Source organism: Ralstonia sp. R-29 (assembly GCF_049913345.1).
Taxonomy (GTDB): domain Bacteria; phylum Pseudomonadota; class Gammaproteobacteria; order Burkholderiales; family Burkholderiaceae; genus Ralstonia.
On the sequence record NZ_CP184378.1, the window covers coordinates 1,858,601 to 1,874,955 of the forward strand.

Genomic DNA, 16,355 nt, shown 5'->3' on the forward strand with positions numbered 1-16,355 from the left:
GCCCGAGGCATGCCGTTCGATGTGCTGGGTTACCGAAACGCCGGCTCGTCAAAACTGCGCAGCTTGCGCGAGTGCAGCGTTTCCACGCCGTTCTCGCGCAGCAGGCGTACGGCTTCCATGCCGATATCCAAGTGCTGGCTCACGCGCTGGCGATAGAACAGGTTGGCCATGCCGCGCAGCTTCAACTCGCCGTGCAGCGGCTTGTCCGACACGCACAGCAGGGTGCCGTACGGCACGCGCAGGCGGAAGCCGTTGGCAGCGATCGTGGCGCTTTCCATGTCGATGGCAATCGCGCGCGACTGGTTGAAGCGCGTGTACAGCGCCTGGTACTTCAACTCCCAGTTGCGGTCGTCGGTGGACACCACGGTGCCCGTGCGCATGCGCGATTTCATGTCCGCGCCCGAGAGCCCCGTGATGCGCGCCACGGCTTCCTGCAGCGCCACTTGAATCTCGGCGATAGGCGGTACGGGCACCCAGGGCGGCAGGTCCTGGTCGAGCACGTGGTCGTCGCGCACATAGGCGTGGGCGAGCACGTAGTCGCCAAGTTGCTGTGAGCGGCGCAGCCCGCCGCAGTGGCCGATCATCATCCAGCAGTGCGGGCGCAGCACGGCCAGATGGTCGGTGATGGTCTTGGCGTTGGAGGGGCCCACGCCAATGTTCACCAGCGTCACGCCCAGCTTGTCTTCGCGCACGAGGTGGTAGGCAGGCATTTGCGGCAGGCCCTTGATGCGGTGTGCATCATCGGGGGCGGGCATGCCGAGTTCGTGCTCGGTGTCGCCGGGTTCGACAAAGCGCACGTAGCCCTCGTCGTTGCCTTCTTCCATGAGCTTGCGGCCGAGGGCGGCAAACTCATCCACGTAGCGCTGGTAGTTGGTGAACAGCACGAAGCGCTGGAAGTGCTTCGGGTGCGTGGCGGTGTAGTGGTACAGGCGCTGCAGGGCCAAGTCGACGCGCTCGGCGGTGAACATCGACAGCGGTTGCGGCTCGTCGCCCACCGGCCGGTAGGTGCCATTGGCGATGGAGTCGTCAATCATCGACAAGTCGGGCAGCGTGAACGCGCCACCCAGCGCGCGTGCCTGCTCGGGCGTGATGTCCACAGTGGACGCTTCCACCACGAAGGGCAGCGGAATCGGCCGGTTACTCACGCCCACCACCACGGGGCTGTTGTGATAGTGCAGTAGGCGCTCGATCTGGCCACGGTAGTACTCGCGGAAGAGATCCGGCCGCGTGAGCGTCGTGCCATACACCCCCGGATACGCCACCGTCCCCCACGCCGGCCGCGCATCGCTCACCAGCGTTTTCGGGTCGACGGTGATGCCGAGGTAGGGGTAGCAGGCGGAGAGGTCTTCGCTGCAATCCTCGCCTCGCGCAAACGCGTGGAAGCGCTCTCGGATCGCCTGTGCGGAGCGCTCGTAGATGGCGGTGATGCGCTCGACGGCGGTGTTGGCGTCGGTGCAGATCGCCAGGTCGTGCGCGGGATAGAGATGGGTGGTGGCGCGGGTATCAGTCATGTTTTCGATGATACCGGCGTTTTGTGCCCGATAGATACCGCTATGGAGATGCCGCCCCGGCTTCACACGGCCTTCTCGATTTCGCTCTGAGGGCGTCCGCTTCGCGGTGGCATGGAACGGTGCAGCGCGTGGCGTGATTAGCTTGGACCCTCTTCGGGCGGGCTGGACTAACCAGCCTGCCACCGCACATTGATGAAGGAAAGACCGCCATGGACGCAGGACGCATCCATTCGGGCCCGCTCTCACGCGCAGCGTCGCCAGACCCTGTACCCGCTCAGACCGGTGCGGGCGCAGCCACGCCCCAAAGTCAGCCCGCGAGCACGCGGCGAAGCGGCAGGGGCCGCGCTGCCAATGCGCCGGGGCGTGCACCTGGGGCGTCAGGGCGTGCACCCGGGGCGTCCGGTTCCGGCCTGTCAAGGCGTGTCGACCTGCCCGTGCAGGCAGCCGAGTCACGTTTGCCGGTGGATGACCTGAAGCAGCAATTGGACAGGGCGCTCAAGATGGGCGCTGCCACTGAAAAGGCGCTTGCCGGGGTGCTGCTCGGCGCAATGCAGCACCCGGGGCAGCAGAGTGTGGAAAGCCATCTGCGGCAAGTGGACATCGCGGCAGGGGGCGTGAAGGCGGCCGATCAAGGTTTGGATGCGCTTGCACAACTGAAACAGCAAGGACATGCCGCGAATCCTTACAAGACGCAAGCCGAACTGCTGTCCAATCGCGCCACCGCGGCGCTGTCTGGCATCCAGGCGCTGGATCGCATTCTGGTTAGCTTCAATGGCCCGCATTTGAGCAATGCGCTGGACAGCAAGCTCGGCGCGCTCAAGGAGTTTCACGCCGTAGCCGCCGATACCATCCAGCGCTGCAAGAGCACGGATACGCCGCGTGCCGTGCGCGACGAGCTCCAACCGATGCTCGGCGAGCTCAACGAAGGCCTATGCCTGCACCGCCGCCTGATGCGCTCGGTCCTCGGTATGGCTGTGGACAAGCGTGCAGACCGGTTCTTTGATTTGGTCAACACGACGGGGGCGTTCAATGCCGTCGCGCTGGCGCAGGAATTTGGCGCGGCGACGCGCTATCGACGCGAAGCAGGCCACGAGGCACTGGCGGATCTCCACGACCACGGCATCGCCATGGCGCGTAGCGGGCCGGCCCGCGCCGCTGGCCGCTTGTCCGCCGAAAGGCTGCAAGCCTGCGTCCAGGAGGTCGAGGCGTTTCGCCACAACCTGGACCAAGTTGGGACGGCACTCTGCCTGGAGGCGGCGGACCGGATCGAGATGGACGACAACGCCGGCCTATGGAAGAGCGTGCTCGACCTTGCCCGCGCGATTGCCGATTACCAGGCGGTCCTGAAAGACATGTGCGACAGCGTTGCCGGCCCTAAGCCCGCGACATCTGGACCGATGGACGACTGGGTGCCTGTGGTCGCCGCGCTCAAGGACGCCGAGCCCCAGCCTTCTGCAAGTACAAGCCGCAAGGCGCGCAAACAGGGCAAGCGCCCGGTTGCGCAGCCCACGCCGAAGCCCGCGCTTGCATCGGCATCCGCACAGGCTGCCCCCGCCAACGCGCGTATCGATGCCCAGAAGCATGCCGATACGCTGCTGAAGAAGTATCCCGCAGGTCGTCTAATCGGCGCGCGCAGCGTGGATGACGTCGTTGCTGCGGCACGCGCAAGCGGTAAGGACACCAGCAGTATCGAGACGGCCATGCGCGACCCGCGTCGTGACGCCGTGAAAACTGTCGACTTCGTGCGCGCATCGGTGCGCAACTGGTTTGGCGAGGCGGCTGCGTTGCAGCGTGCGCAGGCATCGCTACCAGCTGGTGATGCGCGCATCGCGCAATTGACGGAACGCCTTCAGGCCTTTGGTTTGATGGAGCAACACCTGAATGCCTGGGAAGCCGACGAACTCAAGCGTGATGCCCTGCCGAGATCAAACCATCTGGACCGGCTGTTGAAGAGCGGGCAGATCGAGCATGTCGGTGCGCCGGTTCGCCTGCCGGCTGCGGGCGATGTGGGCGATCGGGGCACTGTCTTCGAGATCGGCATCCAGCCCAAGGCCCTCTCCAACCGCCGACCTGCGCAGCCCCTGTTTGTGCACGTGCATACCTCAGAACCGGTGGAGGCCGCGGCGTTGCAGACGATGCAGTTCAGCGACTTTGCAAAAGTGCACCTCAAAACGGCCAGGCAAGTGAATCTGGGCCCGCGCTGGGAGGCCGTCATGCACGCCCTGGGCCATACCGATGCGAAGGTGCACCGTGCCGCCGTGGGGCCGACGCTATTGAATGCCTTGTTTGAACGGATGCAGACGCCTAGCTGATTGCCCCGACCGAGGGACGCGCGCGCCAGCGCAAGAAGCGTTGCCAGCGCGACGTGTGAATGGGCTGCACGTACGGTGTTCCGGCATGCAGCCACCTCGGCAGGACTTCGATGGCACTGCACAGCAGGAAGTACAGTACCGCCACCGCGCCAAACACTTCGGCCGGGTAGGCCACCGTGCGGCTGTTGACCTGGCTGGCGGCGGTGGAGAGTTCCACCACACCCACGATGTAAGCGAGCGATGTGTCCTTGACTGTCGACACCCACTGGTTGGCCAGCGACGGCAGCATGATGCGCCACGCCTGCGGCAACACGATGGTCAGCAGCGCTTGTGTGGGCCGCATGCCCAGAGCAAGCGCAGCGTTGCGCTGGCCGGTGCCGACCGCGCGCAGCCCGGCTTCCATGCTCTGCGCGATGTAGGCAGAACCCACAGCGGCGAGCGCGGTGACCACCGTGGCGGTTTCCGGCACAGACACGCCCAGTGCCATCGGGATCAGGAAGTACGCCCAGAACATCAGCATCAACACGGGAATGGCGCGCAACGTGGCGAGCAGCCCGCGCAATAGACGTGACAGGCCACGCAGGCGCGGTGCGTCATCAAGTCGATCCAGCAGCAACGCAGCCCCCACGCCGACTGCCGTGGCCGTCACGCAAGCCAACAGCGCCATCCACAACGTGAGCACGGCTCCAGCCAGCGGCCCATTTGGATACGGCCCAATCAGCAGGTAACGCAGGTGCAGGAATACGGTGTCTGCCGTCATGCCGCCACCCATCGCCACCGTCGCAGGGCCATCGGTGCGGCCCACTGCAGCAGTAGGATCACCACGGCATACAGCACCGTGGCCACGGCAAAGGCCTGGAACGCGAGCAACGTATCGGTTTCCACCTGCCGCGCGCTGTAAGAGAGTTCTGCCAGCCCGATGCCCATGGCCAGCGAGGTGTTCTTGATGGTGTTGGCGCACTGCCCCAGCAGCGGCAGCGCCGACACGCGCAGCGCCTGCGGCAGCACCACACGCATAAATGCGGCGCGCGGCGTGAAGCCCAGCGACAGTGCCGCTTCACGCTGGCCATGCGGCACGGCGCGGATGCCGGCGCGCAACTCCTCCGAGAAGAACGCACTCGCATACAACGCAATGCCAAACGCCGCCGCCAGGAATTCAAACGACGGTGCGGGCAGCCGCCAGCCGCCAAGGGCAATCCCAGTCCAGCCCGTGATGGCGCCGACCACGTCTTCACCCAGCAATTGCGCCGCGCCGAAGTACCAGAAGAACAGCTGCACCAGCAGCGGCGTTTTGCGCAGGAAGGCCACCAACGCACGTGCCGGCCACTGCAGCCAGGGCAGGGGGCTGGCACGCAAGGCGGTCAGCAGCAGGCCCATCACCAGCCCACCGGCGATGGCGGCTGCCGATACCAGCAGCGTCATCCCAAAGCCCTCCAGCATCCAGCCGAGATAACGCGGCGGCAGGAGCTGGAGAAGCGTGGCCAAGCTCAAGCTCACTTGGTGCTGCCGATGATGAAGTCGCGCGGCAGCGGCGCAGCGCTCTTCGGGCCGAACCAGCGGTCATAGATGCGGGCAGCGGTGCCGTCTTTCTCCAGGCCTTGCAGGATCTGGTCGACAGTGGCCGTGAGTTGCGTCTCACCCTTGGGGATGCCGATGCCCATGTACTCACGCGTGAGCACGAACGGCGAGATCTCCAGCTCGCTGCGATTGGGCAGCGTGGCCAGCAACGCGCCGAGCTTGGCGCCGTCCTGCGCGAACGCCTGGATGGCGCCGCTGCGCAGGGCGGTCAGCGCCAGTGGGGAATCGTCATATGCAATCACGCGCGCGTTGGGGTAGCCCTCGCGCAGCGTGGTTTCCTGCGTGGTGCCCTTGTCCACGCCCAGGCGGATGCCGTCTTTCTTCAGATCCTCCGGTTGCTTGAGGAAGCCCTTCTTGGCAATGAACTGCAGACCGCTGGCGAAGTACGGCGTGCTGAATTCAATCTGCTTCTTGCGTTCGTCCGTAATGGTGAAGTTGGCCGCCACGATGTCGACCTTGCCCGACGTGAGCAGCGGCACGCGGTTGGCCGGGTTGGTGGCGCGCAGTTCCAGCTTCACGCCCAGCTTCTTGGCGATGGCCTGTGCGTAATCGACATCCAGGCCGACCGGCTGGCCGGTCTTGGCGTCCGCATAGCCAAAGGGCGGGTTGGCATCGAACACGCCCACGCGCAGTACCCCGGCCTTCTTGATGTCGTCCAGGCGATCCGCCTTGGCCGCCGGCGCATGCAGCACCGCTGCGGCCAGCGCTGCCCCAATGACCACGCCCACCGATTGCCGCGCACCGCGCGCCAGCGCCTGCAACGAGAAACCCGTCGAAAAAGCTGCTTGCATACCCACCCCCAGAAGATTTTGAGGGGGCCAAGCGTAGGGCGATTGCTGCGCCGCGCAAACGAATTCGTTGGCAGATCGATATGCGCCGGACGCCATGGCGGCGGCCTGCGGCCTCTGATGTTGCCGTGACAGGCTTCAGTTTTCATAGTTCGCGCCGATAGCGCTTGACGACTGGTCGAGCGCGCGCCCTACGGTTTGTCATGACCTGCGGCGCCCGACACGGCAAGAACAACAACGAACGGGGAGTCAACGTGGATACACCGGCTGGCCACAGCCTGCGCCGGCAACGTCCTGCGCGAGGGGTGTGCGGACCATGCTGATCGTCGCACTGGCCTGCGCCGCGCTCGTTTCCATCGCGCTGATCGGCCTGTCATGGCCGCGCCGCGATGACCCGGAGGTCTCTGCGTTCATGCTGCTCGCCCTGGGCTGCGCGCTGTGGAGCGGGGCGCGGCTCATGGAGGTGGTCAGCTTTGACATGCCGGTGCGCGTGGGCTGGGCCAAGGTGGCCTATATCGGCATCATGATCGTGCCGGCTGCGTGGCTGCGCATGGTGGTGGGCCTGACACGGCCGGAGTGCAACGCGTTGCCGGCGGTACGCCTGGGCTGGGTGGCGGCCTTGTTGCTGGCCGCTGGGTTTCTCGGCTTGGTCGCCACCAATGAGCTGCATCACCTGGTCTGGCTGGATGCCCGCTTTGTTGCGATCGACGGCGTGCAGCGTGCTGTGTTTGACCACGGGCGGATCTTCTGGGTGGGCACAGCCTACAACTACCTGCTCCTGGCCCTGAGCCTCGTGCTGCTGACCTTGCCCGCCAGCGAGGCCGTCACAGCGCTGTACGGCATGTCGCGCACGCGTGTGCGGCTGGCGCTGTTGGCGGGCCAGTTGCTGCCGCTGGTGGCGCATCTGGCGTATCTGCAGCGCTGGACCACTGCGTTGGGCGGCGACCTCACCCCCGCCACGTTTGCGCTCAGCACGGCGCTGCTGGGCTGGCTGGTGCTGCTGCCACGCCTGCGTGATACCGCCGTCTATGCGCGCGGCAAGATCATCGAAGCGATGAGGGATGGCTGCATCGTGCTGGCGGCCGACGGCAGTATCGCCACCATCAACGCCGCTGCGCGTTACCTGATGCCCACGGCCCGCCTGTATGCGGCCCCACCGGCCGAACTGGAAGTGGCGACCATCCTGCGCGAGTTCGAGCGCACGCGCCTGCAGAATCGGCACCAGCAGCGCCACCAGGTGTGGGTGCCGCAGACCGGGCGCACGCTGGAGATCACCCTGGAAGGCCTGACCGATGCGCGCGACCGCCATGTCGGCGTGTTCCTGCTCTTGCGCGACGTGACGGTCGAACAGCTGCAGCGTGCCGGCATGGCCAGCGCCCAGCATGCGTTGCGCGGCGAGTTGCAACGCACGCAAGCCAAGCTCAGCCTGCTCGAAAATGACGTCAACCGCGACGCACTTACGCATCTCTTCAACCGCCGCTTTTTCGAGACGCAGGCGCCGCGCTTGCTCGACCATGCACGCCGCGATGGCCGCGCCGTCACGCTGGCGCTGTTCGACATCGACTGCTTCAAGCAATACAACGATACCTACGGGCACCTGCAGGGCGACGAGTGCCTGCGCATGGTGGCCGAGACGCTGGGCGCCGCGTGCCACCACCCGGATGACTTCATCGCGCGCGTGGGTGGCGAGGAATTTGCGGCCATGCTGTTCGACTTGGGAATGGATGAGGCACACCGAGCAGTAGCGCGCATGGTGGGCGCGGTGGCGGCGCGGGCGCATCCGCATGTGGCGTCCGCCGTGGTGCCGTACGTCACGTTATCGGCCGGCGCCGTTACATTCACGCCCGGCGATGAGCGCCTCGATGCGCTGTTCGAGCGCGCAGACACGGCGCTGTACGAGGCCAAGCGCGGCGGGCGGAACACGTTCCGTTTTCACCACGGAGGGCCGGGCTTGCGGAGTGTTTCGGGTGGGGCGTGAACGAGCCGTTGGCGTGCCCGCCAGTCCGGTCGGGCACGGTTCGGCACGCGTCATTTAGCTTCCGGCAGCGATTCGGCGAAGGCGCTCGGCGGCCGATTCACCGGATGCCGGAAGTGCACCATTGGCAATGCGGCGTGCTTCTTCGACAGCGGTGGCGCGGTCAAGTGGTTTTTGGCCGATATCAGCAACGGTCTGCGCAGCATCAGCTTCCACGCGCGCTTTGTCTGCGGCGCGATTCAACGCGGCTAGGCCGCTCGATGTACCGCCGGCACCGGCGCGCAACTGGTTGAGTTCGGCCTGATGTTGCTGGCGCAGTTCTGCGCGTTCCTGATCTGCGCGGGCTTGTTCCAAGTCGCGAATGGCGGCCCGGGCCTTTGCATCGAATTCGTTCAGGTTCTTTTCGACCGTGTCGAGAATTTCTTGCAGTGTGTCGACCAACTGCTGCGCATCAGCTGCGTCTTGCTTGACGCCCGGCAGACGGCCTTGATCGGCTTCGAGGTTGCTTGCAAATTCGGTCAGGGTCGCTTCGTCGATCTGCTTCGCCTCGAACTTGCCGATGAGTATCTCGGCGGCCTTCTTGTCATTCGCGATGCTGGTCTCGAGCTCCGATGCCGCTTTCTGCGCCGCATCGTTTTTATGTTTGGCATCCGACAGCTTCAATGCGACTTCACGCAACTTGTCTTGCAGGTTGTCGCGGTCGACCTGCGTGGCGGTCTCCGGGTCGAACGATGCGATGGCCGTGGCAATACGGTCGCCGATGACGCCGACGTGTTTGCTAATCAGGGCGGCAGTGAGTTTCCAGCCAGACATGGTCAAGCTCCTTGAAGAAGGAAAGGGTGGGGTGTGTTCAGGCTCAAAAGACTTTCACCTTGTGGCGATCGAGTGCGATGCCCGCCATGAAGTCCACATACGCGGCGGGCGCTGCCTGTCCGTCCATGGTTTCAACGTACTCGAAAGAGATCAGCAGGCGTTCTTGCCTGCCATCGTTGAGCGGACGAAGGTAGGGCATGAAAGAGAGCTGCTTGCTGGTCCCTTTTTCGCCGACAGGGTCGTCAAGTCGGTTTTCGCGCGCGATGAAGGGTTTGACGTAGTTGCCGCCGGGGGTGTCCCGCGTGAAATGCAGCGCATCAGCATCGCCGAGCAGGGCGGCAATCTGGGTGGCAGCCTGCGGGATGGTTCCGAGTTGGTCGGCCGCCATGTAGTAGTCGCTCTCGCCCAGGCCGAAGCCTTGGCCGCGATAGGGCGCCTGTTCATCGGCCGTGGTGGGGTATTGGCGGCAGAGGAACTGGTAATAGGCAAGATCGTGGATAGTGTCGACGCTGTCTTTGCCGCAGAGGATCTGCAGGAAACTCGCCCCGATACCATCGCGCTCCGGGCCTGTGTTCGTATAGAGGCGATAGATCTGGAGGTCTTCGTCGCCTTCCATGCGCAGTCGGCTGACAGCCACGATTGGCAGTTGCGATGAAGTCGGCACCGTCAGTAGTGACCCGTTCAGCAGCGCAAACTCCGCGCGCTGCAGTTCGAGAAGCGCGCCGATCTGTGCGTTGAACGGCAGGCCGACGTCAACGCGTTCAGGCGTCGGCACGTGCTCGTTTGTAGCGTTATCGAGGGCCTTTCCGAAAACTCGGCGTGAAAGATTGAACAATCCCATGGGGTTACAGCCTGTAATTGGTCTTCGGGGCCAAAGTGGCTTTGCGCGCTGCCCGCAATTTTCGCTCTCTACGGGCGGCCCACACAAAAACAATCACTCCGACAATGATTCCAAAAATGTTCCCGGATCCGCTTGAGGATTCTTCCGACGCGCTGTCCGCAACGGCTGTGGCTTGGGTCGGGCCTGCTGGTGCACTTGCCGATTGAGGAGCGGCGGTTTCCTGTGCCGTGACGTTGTTGGGTGTCGGTGTGTCAACGGTCGCCGTGCCGTCGGGGTCCGGCGAGATTGATTGCTGTGCGTCAGTCGCGGCATGCGATTCGGTTGGTCGGGTCATCGCATATCCTGCTGCTGCGCCGCCGGCAAGCGCGGCGGTTCCGAGGGCTACGCCACTAGTGTTACGCGCCGTACGCGATGGCTGAGGCGCTTGTCGCTGATACGACGGCGTAGGTGCATAAGACGCGGGTGTGTCGTCGGCGGCGGGGGCATTCTTTGCCGCTGTGCTGCTGGTATTTGCTTTCGGGCCGTTGTTGGCGTACGTCGATGCAGCCGATTTGCTGGCTTGCGACGAATAAAGCTTGTTGCCGAAACCCGTGGATGCGGGCCGGCTCGGTGTATCCGAGTCACCTGAACTAAAACCCGATGCACGACCGCGGTTGGAAGAACTGGCGGGTGCATCGGAGGAATCGGACGACCGGGATGAACGCGACGAGCTGTATGAGCTGGACGAGCCGAAGCCGCTGGATCGGCTGGAGCTTGAAGCGCTGCTGGAGGACGAGGATGACTTACTGGAGGAACTGGAGCTCGAACTGGAGCCGAACCCCGAACTTTTCGCCCAACTGAGCGGCGGAGCCAGCAGGGCAAGCGAGGCTGCAAGTGCAACAAGACGTGCGCGTGTCATATATCTCGACGATCCAGTGTCCAAACAATCCGTGGGTTGCATCAACGTGGGCTTCAGACATGCCCCCAGTGTTGAGCGCCGCAATTATCCAAGATAAGTCCCACAACGGGTGTGCCAATCCTCAATGATCTCAAATGGTTTTTCAGAGGGAATCCCCTCTTCAGCATGGAGATAATATTTTTCCTCGGGTTGGTGGGGGATGAGCACCTGTCGTTGTGTCAGCGAAACCGAAATGCCGCATATCGGCTGCGACGGCGCATTTGCGCGTTACGAAGCGAGACCTGCATCGGAAGAATGGGACATGGGCGGGATTGACCGCACATGCGCGGCTGCCGCCAGCAGCCAGTTCCATTCATGGGGTACACAATGCCAGCAGGCAATACGATTGAGTCGGTGATTTCCCAGTACATGCGCGCGGGCACGCAACCTGCCGCATTCTCGGCCGACCAGACGTTTCACCACACGTTCGATGTGTATTTGAAGGATTCCAACGCCTTCGCGAACACGTATTTTTCCAGATATTTCGAATGGCAGGGCGTGGCGCGTGAGCGATGGTTTTACGAGTGTGTCGATGCAAACCTTGTGGGGGGGAGCGTGATTTTCATTACCAAGCGAGCACACCAGGAGTTTGTTGAAGAGACATTTCCGTTTCAGCGCATTGATTGCTACCTGAATACGTTCCACGTCCGGCAGTGCTCGGCCTACCTGCTTTTCCGGTTCGAGTCGGCAGGGCGACTGGTATCGCTTGGCTATCAGCAGATCGTGATTGCAGGTGCGGATCGCACAATTCAGCGGCTGCCAACACACATCATGGAGTGCGCCAAGGACTATGAACTGAGGCCGCGCACACCAGTTGTTGCGTAAGTCGTACTAATGCGCCGAAGGTTGGGGAAACCGCATGGAAAAAAGCGTGTATTCCCCAACCACGGACTCACATTGAATATGGCCGTCAAACGCATGCATGACGCGACGGCAGAAGGTCAGCCCCACACCCGCGCCCTTGCTGTGATGCTTGGTGGAGAAGAACGGATCGAAGATGCGGCGCAACACCGTTGGTGGAATCCCAGTTGCGTCGTCCCGGACTTCCAGCACGTAGGCGTCCCCGTCGTCCCGGGCAGAGATGAAGATATGACCCTTGCGCGCGAACTGGATGGCGTGCAGCGCGTTCTTGATGAGGTTGAACAGTACGTACATCAGCAGCGTTTCCGAACCGACAAAGCACCAACTCGTATCAAACTCGCTGATTTTGATGCGCTCCCGCTCACCGGGGCGAAACGGGTACTGGTCCAGTGCCATGGTGACGCACTCTCGCAACGAGTGAGCACTGAAGGTGCGCCGGTCAAGCCGCTCCAGGGTGACGGAAGCCAATGCCATCTCGATGACGCTGTGCGCGCTCGACACCTCCGCGCTGATGGCCTGCGCCAGCTTGGAAACACGTTCCAGTACCGCCGGAGACAGTGACTCTCGGTCGCTGCACAGGCCATGGTGGACGGCAAGCTGATAACCGTGGAACAACTCCGGCCAAGCCCGGGCGATCTCGCTGGCTTGCAAGCGGATTGTGGTCAAAGGCGTGCGGACCTCATGCGCTACTGTGGCCGCCAAAGCGTACGGATGCATCAGATCGAACTTCACCACACCAACTGCAATGATGCCCAGGCTTGCGGCAATGAACAACACACCCGGCGGGTAGAAATTAAAGCCGTAGTTCACCGCGTAGTCGGTGGCAGAAAGCGTGTAAAGGCCAAGGCCAAGCAAACAGACCCATAGTCGCTTGCGTTTTTCCGCTGTGGCGTGTTGTTGTGCTGCATACAGCAACCACGCACTGCGCAGCGCGAGCACTACGGTCTGGCTGATGTGCACTGCCTCTAGCGGACCGGCTTTTGGGTAGAAGCCGAACGGGAAGTGCCATACGCCGGCAATCACCCAATCGGTGGCGAGCAGTAAAACGATCAACACGCCATCGAGCACATAGGAGGCGACGAGCCACCGGCGCTCTTCGACGCGTTCGGAGATCTCAGAGATGAAGTGATAGAACGCCGTCGGCACGACCAAGATAGCGACCCATCCCAGTTTTGCGAGCAGAGTGGCGCCGCTGCTATCTGTGGTCTGAAACAGGAACGCCCACAAGCCTTGCCACAGACCGGTCAGCACCGCCATGCTGAAAAACGCCAGACTCGCGCGTGTGCGGCCGCGCGTGCTGAGCACATAGATGCCGTAGAACAGAAACAGCGACGAGACGAATGCCGGAAGGAGTGCGTACATGGAATCGGAAGTCGGCAGCAGCCTGTGGTGACGCTGCCGACGATGCGCGGACGACTTTTAAGAGTAAGGGCAATCTCGTCCGGCCCACACATGCTCCGATGTCACTTCTTTTTCATTCAGGATTAAGCGAAACCAGAAAAAGCGCGTCACAGCGGGCTTAGCGCTGTCCTTCCCCCCCAAAGGGTGTGACAAAAAGGATGAGACGGTTCAGGTTGCCTCAATCATCATCGCGTCGATCGCGAAGGAGTGGTCCGGAGCGACCGCAAAGTACGCACGCGCCTCATCCGCTGCGTGCTCGAACAGGTGGCGGATGGCATCGGCCCGTACCTGCGGTGTACGGATGCGTGCGATCCAGCTGTCGAACGCCATCCTCAATTTCCACGTGCGCGGCGTGCCGGGTTGAAAGCCCGCTTCGGCCAGCATGGCTTGCCATTCCGAGACACGATAGTCACGCACGTGCGATGCATCGCGCAGCACCTCGGCGGTTTGCAGCAGCGTGTCGAGCAGCGGCGCTTCGGGCGCGACGATATCCACGATAGCCAGCTTGCCGCCGGGTTTGAGCACGCGGCGTGCTTCGGCCAGGCCGGCGCGCACGTCGTACCAGTGGTGGGCCGAGAAGCGTGTGGCGACAATGTCGAACGCGCCATCGTCAAACGGCAGGTCTTCTGCGCGGGCGGCTTGCGTATGCAGTTGCGTCAGGCCGCGTCGGGCGGCCTCCGCGGACACCACGGCCAGCATGTCTTCGGACAGATCCACCGCCACCATGGTCGTCACGTGCGGCGCCATGGCAAAGCTCACATGCCCGCCGCCGCAGCCCAGGTCGAGCACCTTGGCATGCGGCACCGATTGCGCCAGCGCGGCCAGCGCATCAAGATCGGCGCCCTGGGCGTGGACGGCGCTGGTCAGATAGGCCTGGGCGACCTGGCCGAATTGCTGGTCGACGAGTCGATGCTGCTGCATGGCGGGGGCTCCTTTCTTCTTGTGGGGACGAGGAGCGGCCAGTGTAGGAGCGCGGCCCGCGCGGCGAAATTCGTGATTGGCGAAGGCCGGTATCGCGGTTTTAGACGAAGCGGAACAGTTGGGCCGGCGTGTCGACCAGCACCTGCTTGCGGTCTGCTGCATTGGGCAGCAGCACGCTGGCAAAGGCCCACGCCTTGTCATAGTTGATCTGCGACTCGAATTGCGTGTGCGGCCAGTCGCTGCCCCAAACGAGGCGGTCCAACCCGAGCGCATCTTTCAGGCGCGGCATGGCGGCCCGGGCGATGGCTTCGCCGCGGCCGCTATCCCCGTTGGTGCCGTTCCCGCCGTTGCGGTATGCCCCGGAAATCTTCACCCACACACGGCGCGTGCGGCCGGCGGCGAGCAGCGCGGCAAAGCCGGGGTCGTCCACGCCGAGCGCGGGGTCGGGCCGGCCGAAGTGGTCGACCACCACGTTGACTTGTGCTTCCAGCAGCGGCTGCAGTAGCGCGGGCAAGCGGCGTGCCTCCACGTGCAGTTCCACATGCCAGCCGAGCGCATGCAGACGTGCCAGCGCGGCTTGCCACACGGGCGATGTCAATTGCGGGTCTGGCGCGCCGATCAGGTTCAGGCGGATGCCGACGATGCCCTCGGTGTTCATCTGCGCGAGCAGGGTCTCGGGCGCGGCCGGGTCGATGACGGCCACGCCGCGCAGGCGTTGCGGCGCTTGTTTGAGCGCAGCCAGCAGGTAGCTGTTGTCTACGCCGAGGAAGCTCGGCTGGACCAGCACGCCGTGTGACACGCCATGCGCATCGAGCTGCGCAAGATACGCCGACAGCGGCGCGTCATAGCTCGGTGCATAACGGCGCGCATTGGCCAGCGGCAGGCCGCGTTCGAACACGTGCGCATGCGTGTCGATGGCGGTGATGCGGGATGCGGGCTCGCGCAGGCTGGTGGTGCCGCATCCGGCAAGGGCAGTGGAACCTAGCATGGCAAGCAACCCGGTATTGAAGGCACGGCGAGTGGGCATGGGGTCTCCTGGTGGCGACGGATGAAGAGCGTCGTCATGATGTTGTTGTGGGTGTTCAGCGCTTATTTGGTGCTTAGACGGTGACCGCAGCCAGATCGCGGCCCTTCGTCTCGGGCAGCATCAGCACGGCCACCGCCACGATTGAATACGCGATGGCCGCATCGATACCGATGGCCGTGCCGAGCGACATCGACGCGCTCATCTTGCCCACCAGTACCGGGAAGGCGGCCGACACCACGCGCCCGAAGTTGTAGCAAAAGCCCACGCCCGTACCGCGCACGCCCTGCGGATACAGCTCGTTGAACAGCGCGCCCATGCTGGCCGGAATGCCCGCCGCAAAGAAGCCGAGCGGAAAACCCAGCACCAGCATCGCGCCATCGGACAGCGGCACCAGCAGGTACACCAGCACCGTCACCACGCAGCAGCACGAAAACAGCAGGATGTTGCCGCGACGGCCGAGCACATCCAGCAACCACGCGCTGGCCACGCAACCGCACCAGAACGCCAAGATGATCACCGCCAGATAGCCGCCCGTGCCGAGCACTGACAGGTGGCGCTCCGTCTTCAGATAGGTCGGCAGCCACGTCATCAGCGCGTAGTAGCCGCCGTGCGCGCCCACGCCCAGCAAGCCGCCGATCAGCGTCATGCGCAGGACCTGCGGGCGGAAGATGTCGAGCAGCGGGAAGCGCGACATCGGCATGGCGTTGGCACTCGCTGCCGGCTTGGCCGCAGGCACGGGCTCCTGCACACCGCGGCGGATGTAGATGATGAGCAGCGCCGGCAGCAGGCCTGCCGCAAACATCACGCGCCAGGCGAGGTCCGGCTCGATGAACGAATACGTGAACGCATACAGCAGCACCGCGCCGCCCCAGCCCACGGCCCACGCGCTCTGCACGGTGCCCATGGCCTTGCCGCGATGGCTGGCGCGAATGCTCTCAGCCATCAGCACGGCGCCCGCTGCCCATTCGCCCCCAAAGCCGAAGCCCTGGATAGCCTTGAGCACCAGGAACTGCTCAAAATTCTGTGCAAAGGCAGAGGCGAACGTCGCCAGCGAGAACCACAGCACCGTCACCTGCAAGGTGCGCACACGGCCGAAGCGGTCGGTCAGCGCGCCGGCAATCCAGCCGCCCAGCGCCGATGCAACCAGCGTGACACCCGACACCAGCCCCGCCTCCGCCTTGCCGATATGCCACGCCGCGATGATGGTGGGGATGACCAGGCTGAACATCTGCACGTCCAGCGCGTCGAGCGCCCAGCCGCCAAAGCAGGCCCAGAACGTGCGCTTTTCCCCTTTCGAAATCTCTTTGAACCAGCCGAACATGCCGTCTCCTCCGGGTGACGTGAGCGCCATGTCGCCTTGGTGTTGGTCGATCTATTGCTCTAGTCATCT

At 63.8% G+C, this 16,355-nt stretch carries 14 protein-coding genes; 4 read left to right on the plus strand and 10 right to left on the minus strand.

Annotated elements, in window-relative coordinates:
- Positions 1 to 29 precede the first annotated feature (29 nt).
- Entirely contained in the window at positions 30 to 1,511 is a 1,482-nt protein-coding gene (locus ACN9M1_RS25535; protein ID WP_426399653.1) for an AMP nucleosidase, read from the minus strand.
- A gap of 434 nt (positions 1,512 to 1,945) precedes the next feature.
- Here ACN9M1_RS25535 and ACN9M1_RS25540 point away from each other — a divergent pair, with 434 nt between their 5' ends.
- Positions 1,946 to 3,823, plus strand: a complete 1,878-nt coding sequence (locus ACN9M1_RS25540) for a hypothetical protein (RefSeq protein ID WP_426399654.1) — start codon at positions 1,946 to 1,948, stop codon at positions 3,821 to 3,823.
- Here the strand turns inward: ACN9M1_RS25540 and ACN9M1_RS25545 are convergent.
- The 3 genes from ACN9M1_RS25545 to ACN9M1_RS25555 are packed head-to-tail and all read right to left on the minus strand — an operon-like array spanning position 3,816 to position 6,192.
- Positions 3,816 to 4,583, minus strand: coding sequence for an amino acid ABC transporter permease (locus ACN9M1_RS25545; protein WP_426399655.1), 768 nt, complete (start codon positions 4,581 to 4,583; stop codon positions 3,816 to 3,818). The two genes, ACN9M1_RS25540 and ACN9M1_RS25545, sit on opposite strands and share 8 nt — an antisense overlap.
- Complete coding sequence (locus ACN9M1_RS25550) at positions 4,580 to 5,263, minus strand: amino acid ABC transporter permease (RefSeq protein ID WP_426400734.1); 684 nt, start codon at positions 5,261 to 5,263, stop codon at positions 4,580 to 4,582. The genes ACN9M1_RS25545 and ACN9M1_RS25550 overlap by 4 nt, the downstream gene beginning before the upstream one ends.
- A 53-nt stretch (positions 5,264 to 5,316) precedes the next feature.
- On the minus strand, positions 5,317 to 6,192 hold the full coding sequence (locus ACN9M1_RS25555; protein ID WP_426399656.1) for an ABC transporter substrate-binding protein: 876 nt from the start codon (positions 6,190 to 6,192) through the stop codon (positions 5,317 to 5,319).
- A gap of 313 nt (positions 6,193 to 6,505) precedes the next feature.
- Here ACN9M1_RS25555 and ACN9M1_RS25560 point away from each other — a divergent pair, with 313 nt between their 5' ends.
- A complete protein-coding gene (locus tag ACN9M1_RS25560) occupies positions 6,506 to 8,167 on the plus strand; it encodes a diguanylate cyclase domain-containing protein (protein WP_426399657.1) in 1,662 nt (553 codons plus the stop codon).
- Between the two features lie 54 nt (positions 8,168 to 8,221).
- Here the strand turns inward: ACN9M1_RS25560 and ACN9M1_RS25565 are convergent, their stop codons facing one another.
- The gene (locus tag ACN9M1_RS25565) at positions 8,222 to 8,977 is read right to left on the minus strand and encodes a hypothetical protein (RefSeq protein ID WP_426399658.1); all 756 of its coding nucleotides are present in this window, start codon (positions 8,975 to 8,977) and stop codon (positions 8,222 to 8,224) included.
- Between the two features lie 43 nt (positions 8,978 to 9,020).
- A complete protein-coding gene (locus ACN9M1_RS25570; protein ID WP_426399659.1) occupies positions 9,021 to 9,818 on the minus strand; it encodes a DUF2491 family protein in 798 nt (265 codons plus the stop codon).
- 575 nt (positions 9,819 to 10,393) lie between these two features.
- Between ACN9M1_RS25570 and ACN9M1_RS25575 the strand changes: the two genes are divergently transcribed.
- Both ACN9M1_RS25575 and ACN9M1_RS25580 read left to right on the plus strand, forming a co-directional pair.
- Positions 10,394 to 10,813, plus strand: a complete 420-nt coding sequence (locus tag ACN9M1_RS25575) for a hypothetical protein (protein WP_426399660.1) — start codon at positions 10,394 to 10,396, stop codon at positions 10,811 to 10,813.
- Between the two features lie 269 nt (positions 10,814 to 11,082).
- A complete protein-coding gene (locus tag ACN9M1_RS25580) occupies positions 11,083 to 11,580 on the plus strand; it encodes an acyl-CoA thioesterase (protein ID WP_426399661.1) in 498 nt (165 codons plus the stop codon).
- A 6-nt stretch (positions 11,581 to 11,586) separates the two neighbouring features.
- On the opposite strand, the gene ACN9M1_RS25585 is transcribed toward ACN9M1_RS25580, so the two are convergent.
- The 4 genes from ACN9M1_RS25585 to ACN9M1_RS25600 form a co-directional block, all read right to left on the minus strand.
- A complete protein-coding gene (locus ACN9M1_RS25585; RefSeq protein WP_426399662.1) occupies positions 11,587 to 12,978 on the minus strand; it encodes an ATP-binding protein in 1,392 nt (463 codons plus the stop codon).
- Between the two features lie 207 nt (positions 12,979 to 13,185).
- A complete protein-coding gene (locus ACN9M1_RS25590) occupies positions 13,186 to 13,938 on the minus strand; it encodes a class I SAM-dependent methyltransferase (protein ID WP_426399663.1) in 753 nt (250 codons plus the stop codon).
- A 100-nt stretch (positions 13,939 to 14,038) separates the two neighbouring features.
- Positions 14,039 to 14,965, minus strand: a complete 927-nt coding sequence (locus tag ACN9M1_RS25595; protein ID WP_426399664.1) for an amidohydrolase family protein — start codon at positions 14,963 to 14,965, stop codon at positions 14,039 to 14,041.
- Between the two features lie 73 nt (positions 14,966 to 15,038).
- Positions 15,039 to 16,286 carry an MFS transporter gene (locus ACN9M1_RS25600; protein WP_426399665.1) on the minus strand — a complete coding sequence of 416 codons (1,248 nt, stop codon included), beginning with the start codon at positions 16,284 to 16,286 and terminating at the stop codon, positions 15,039 to 15,041.
- Between the last annotated feature and the right edge of the window lie 69 nt (positions 16,287 to 16,355).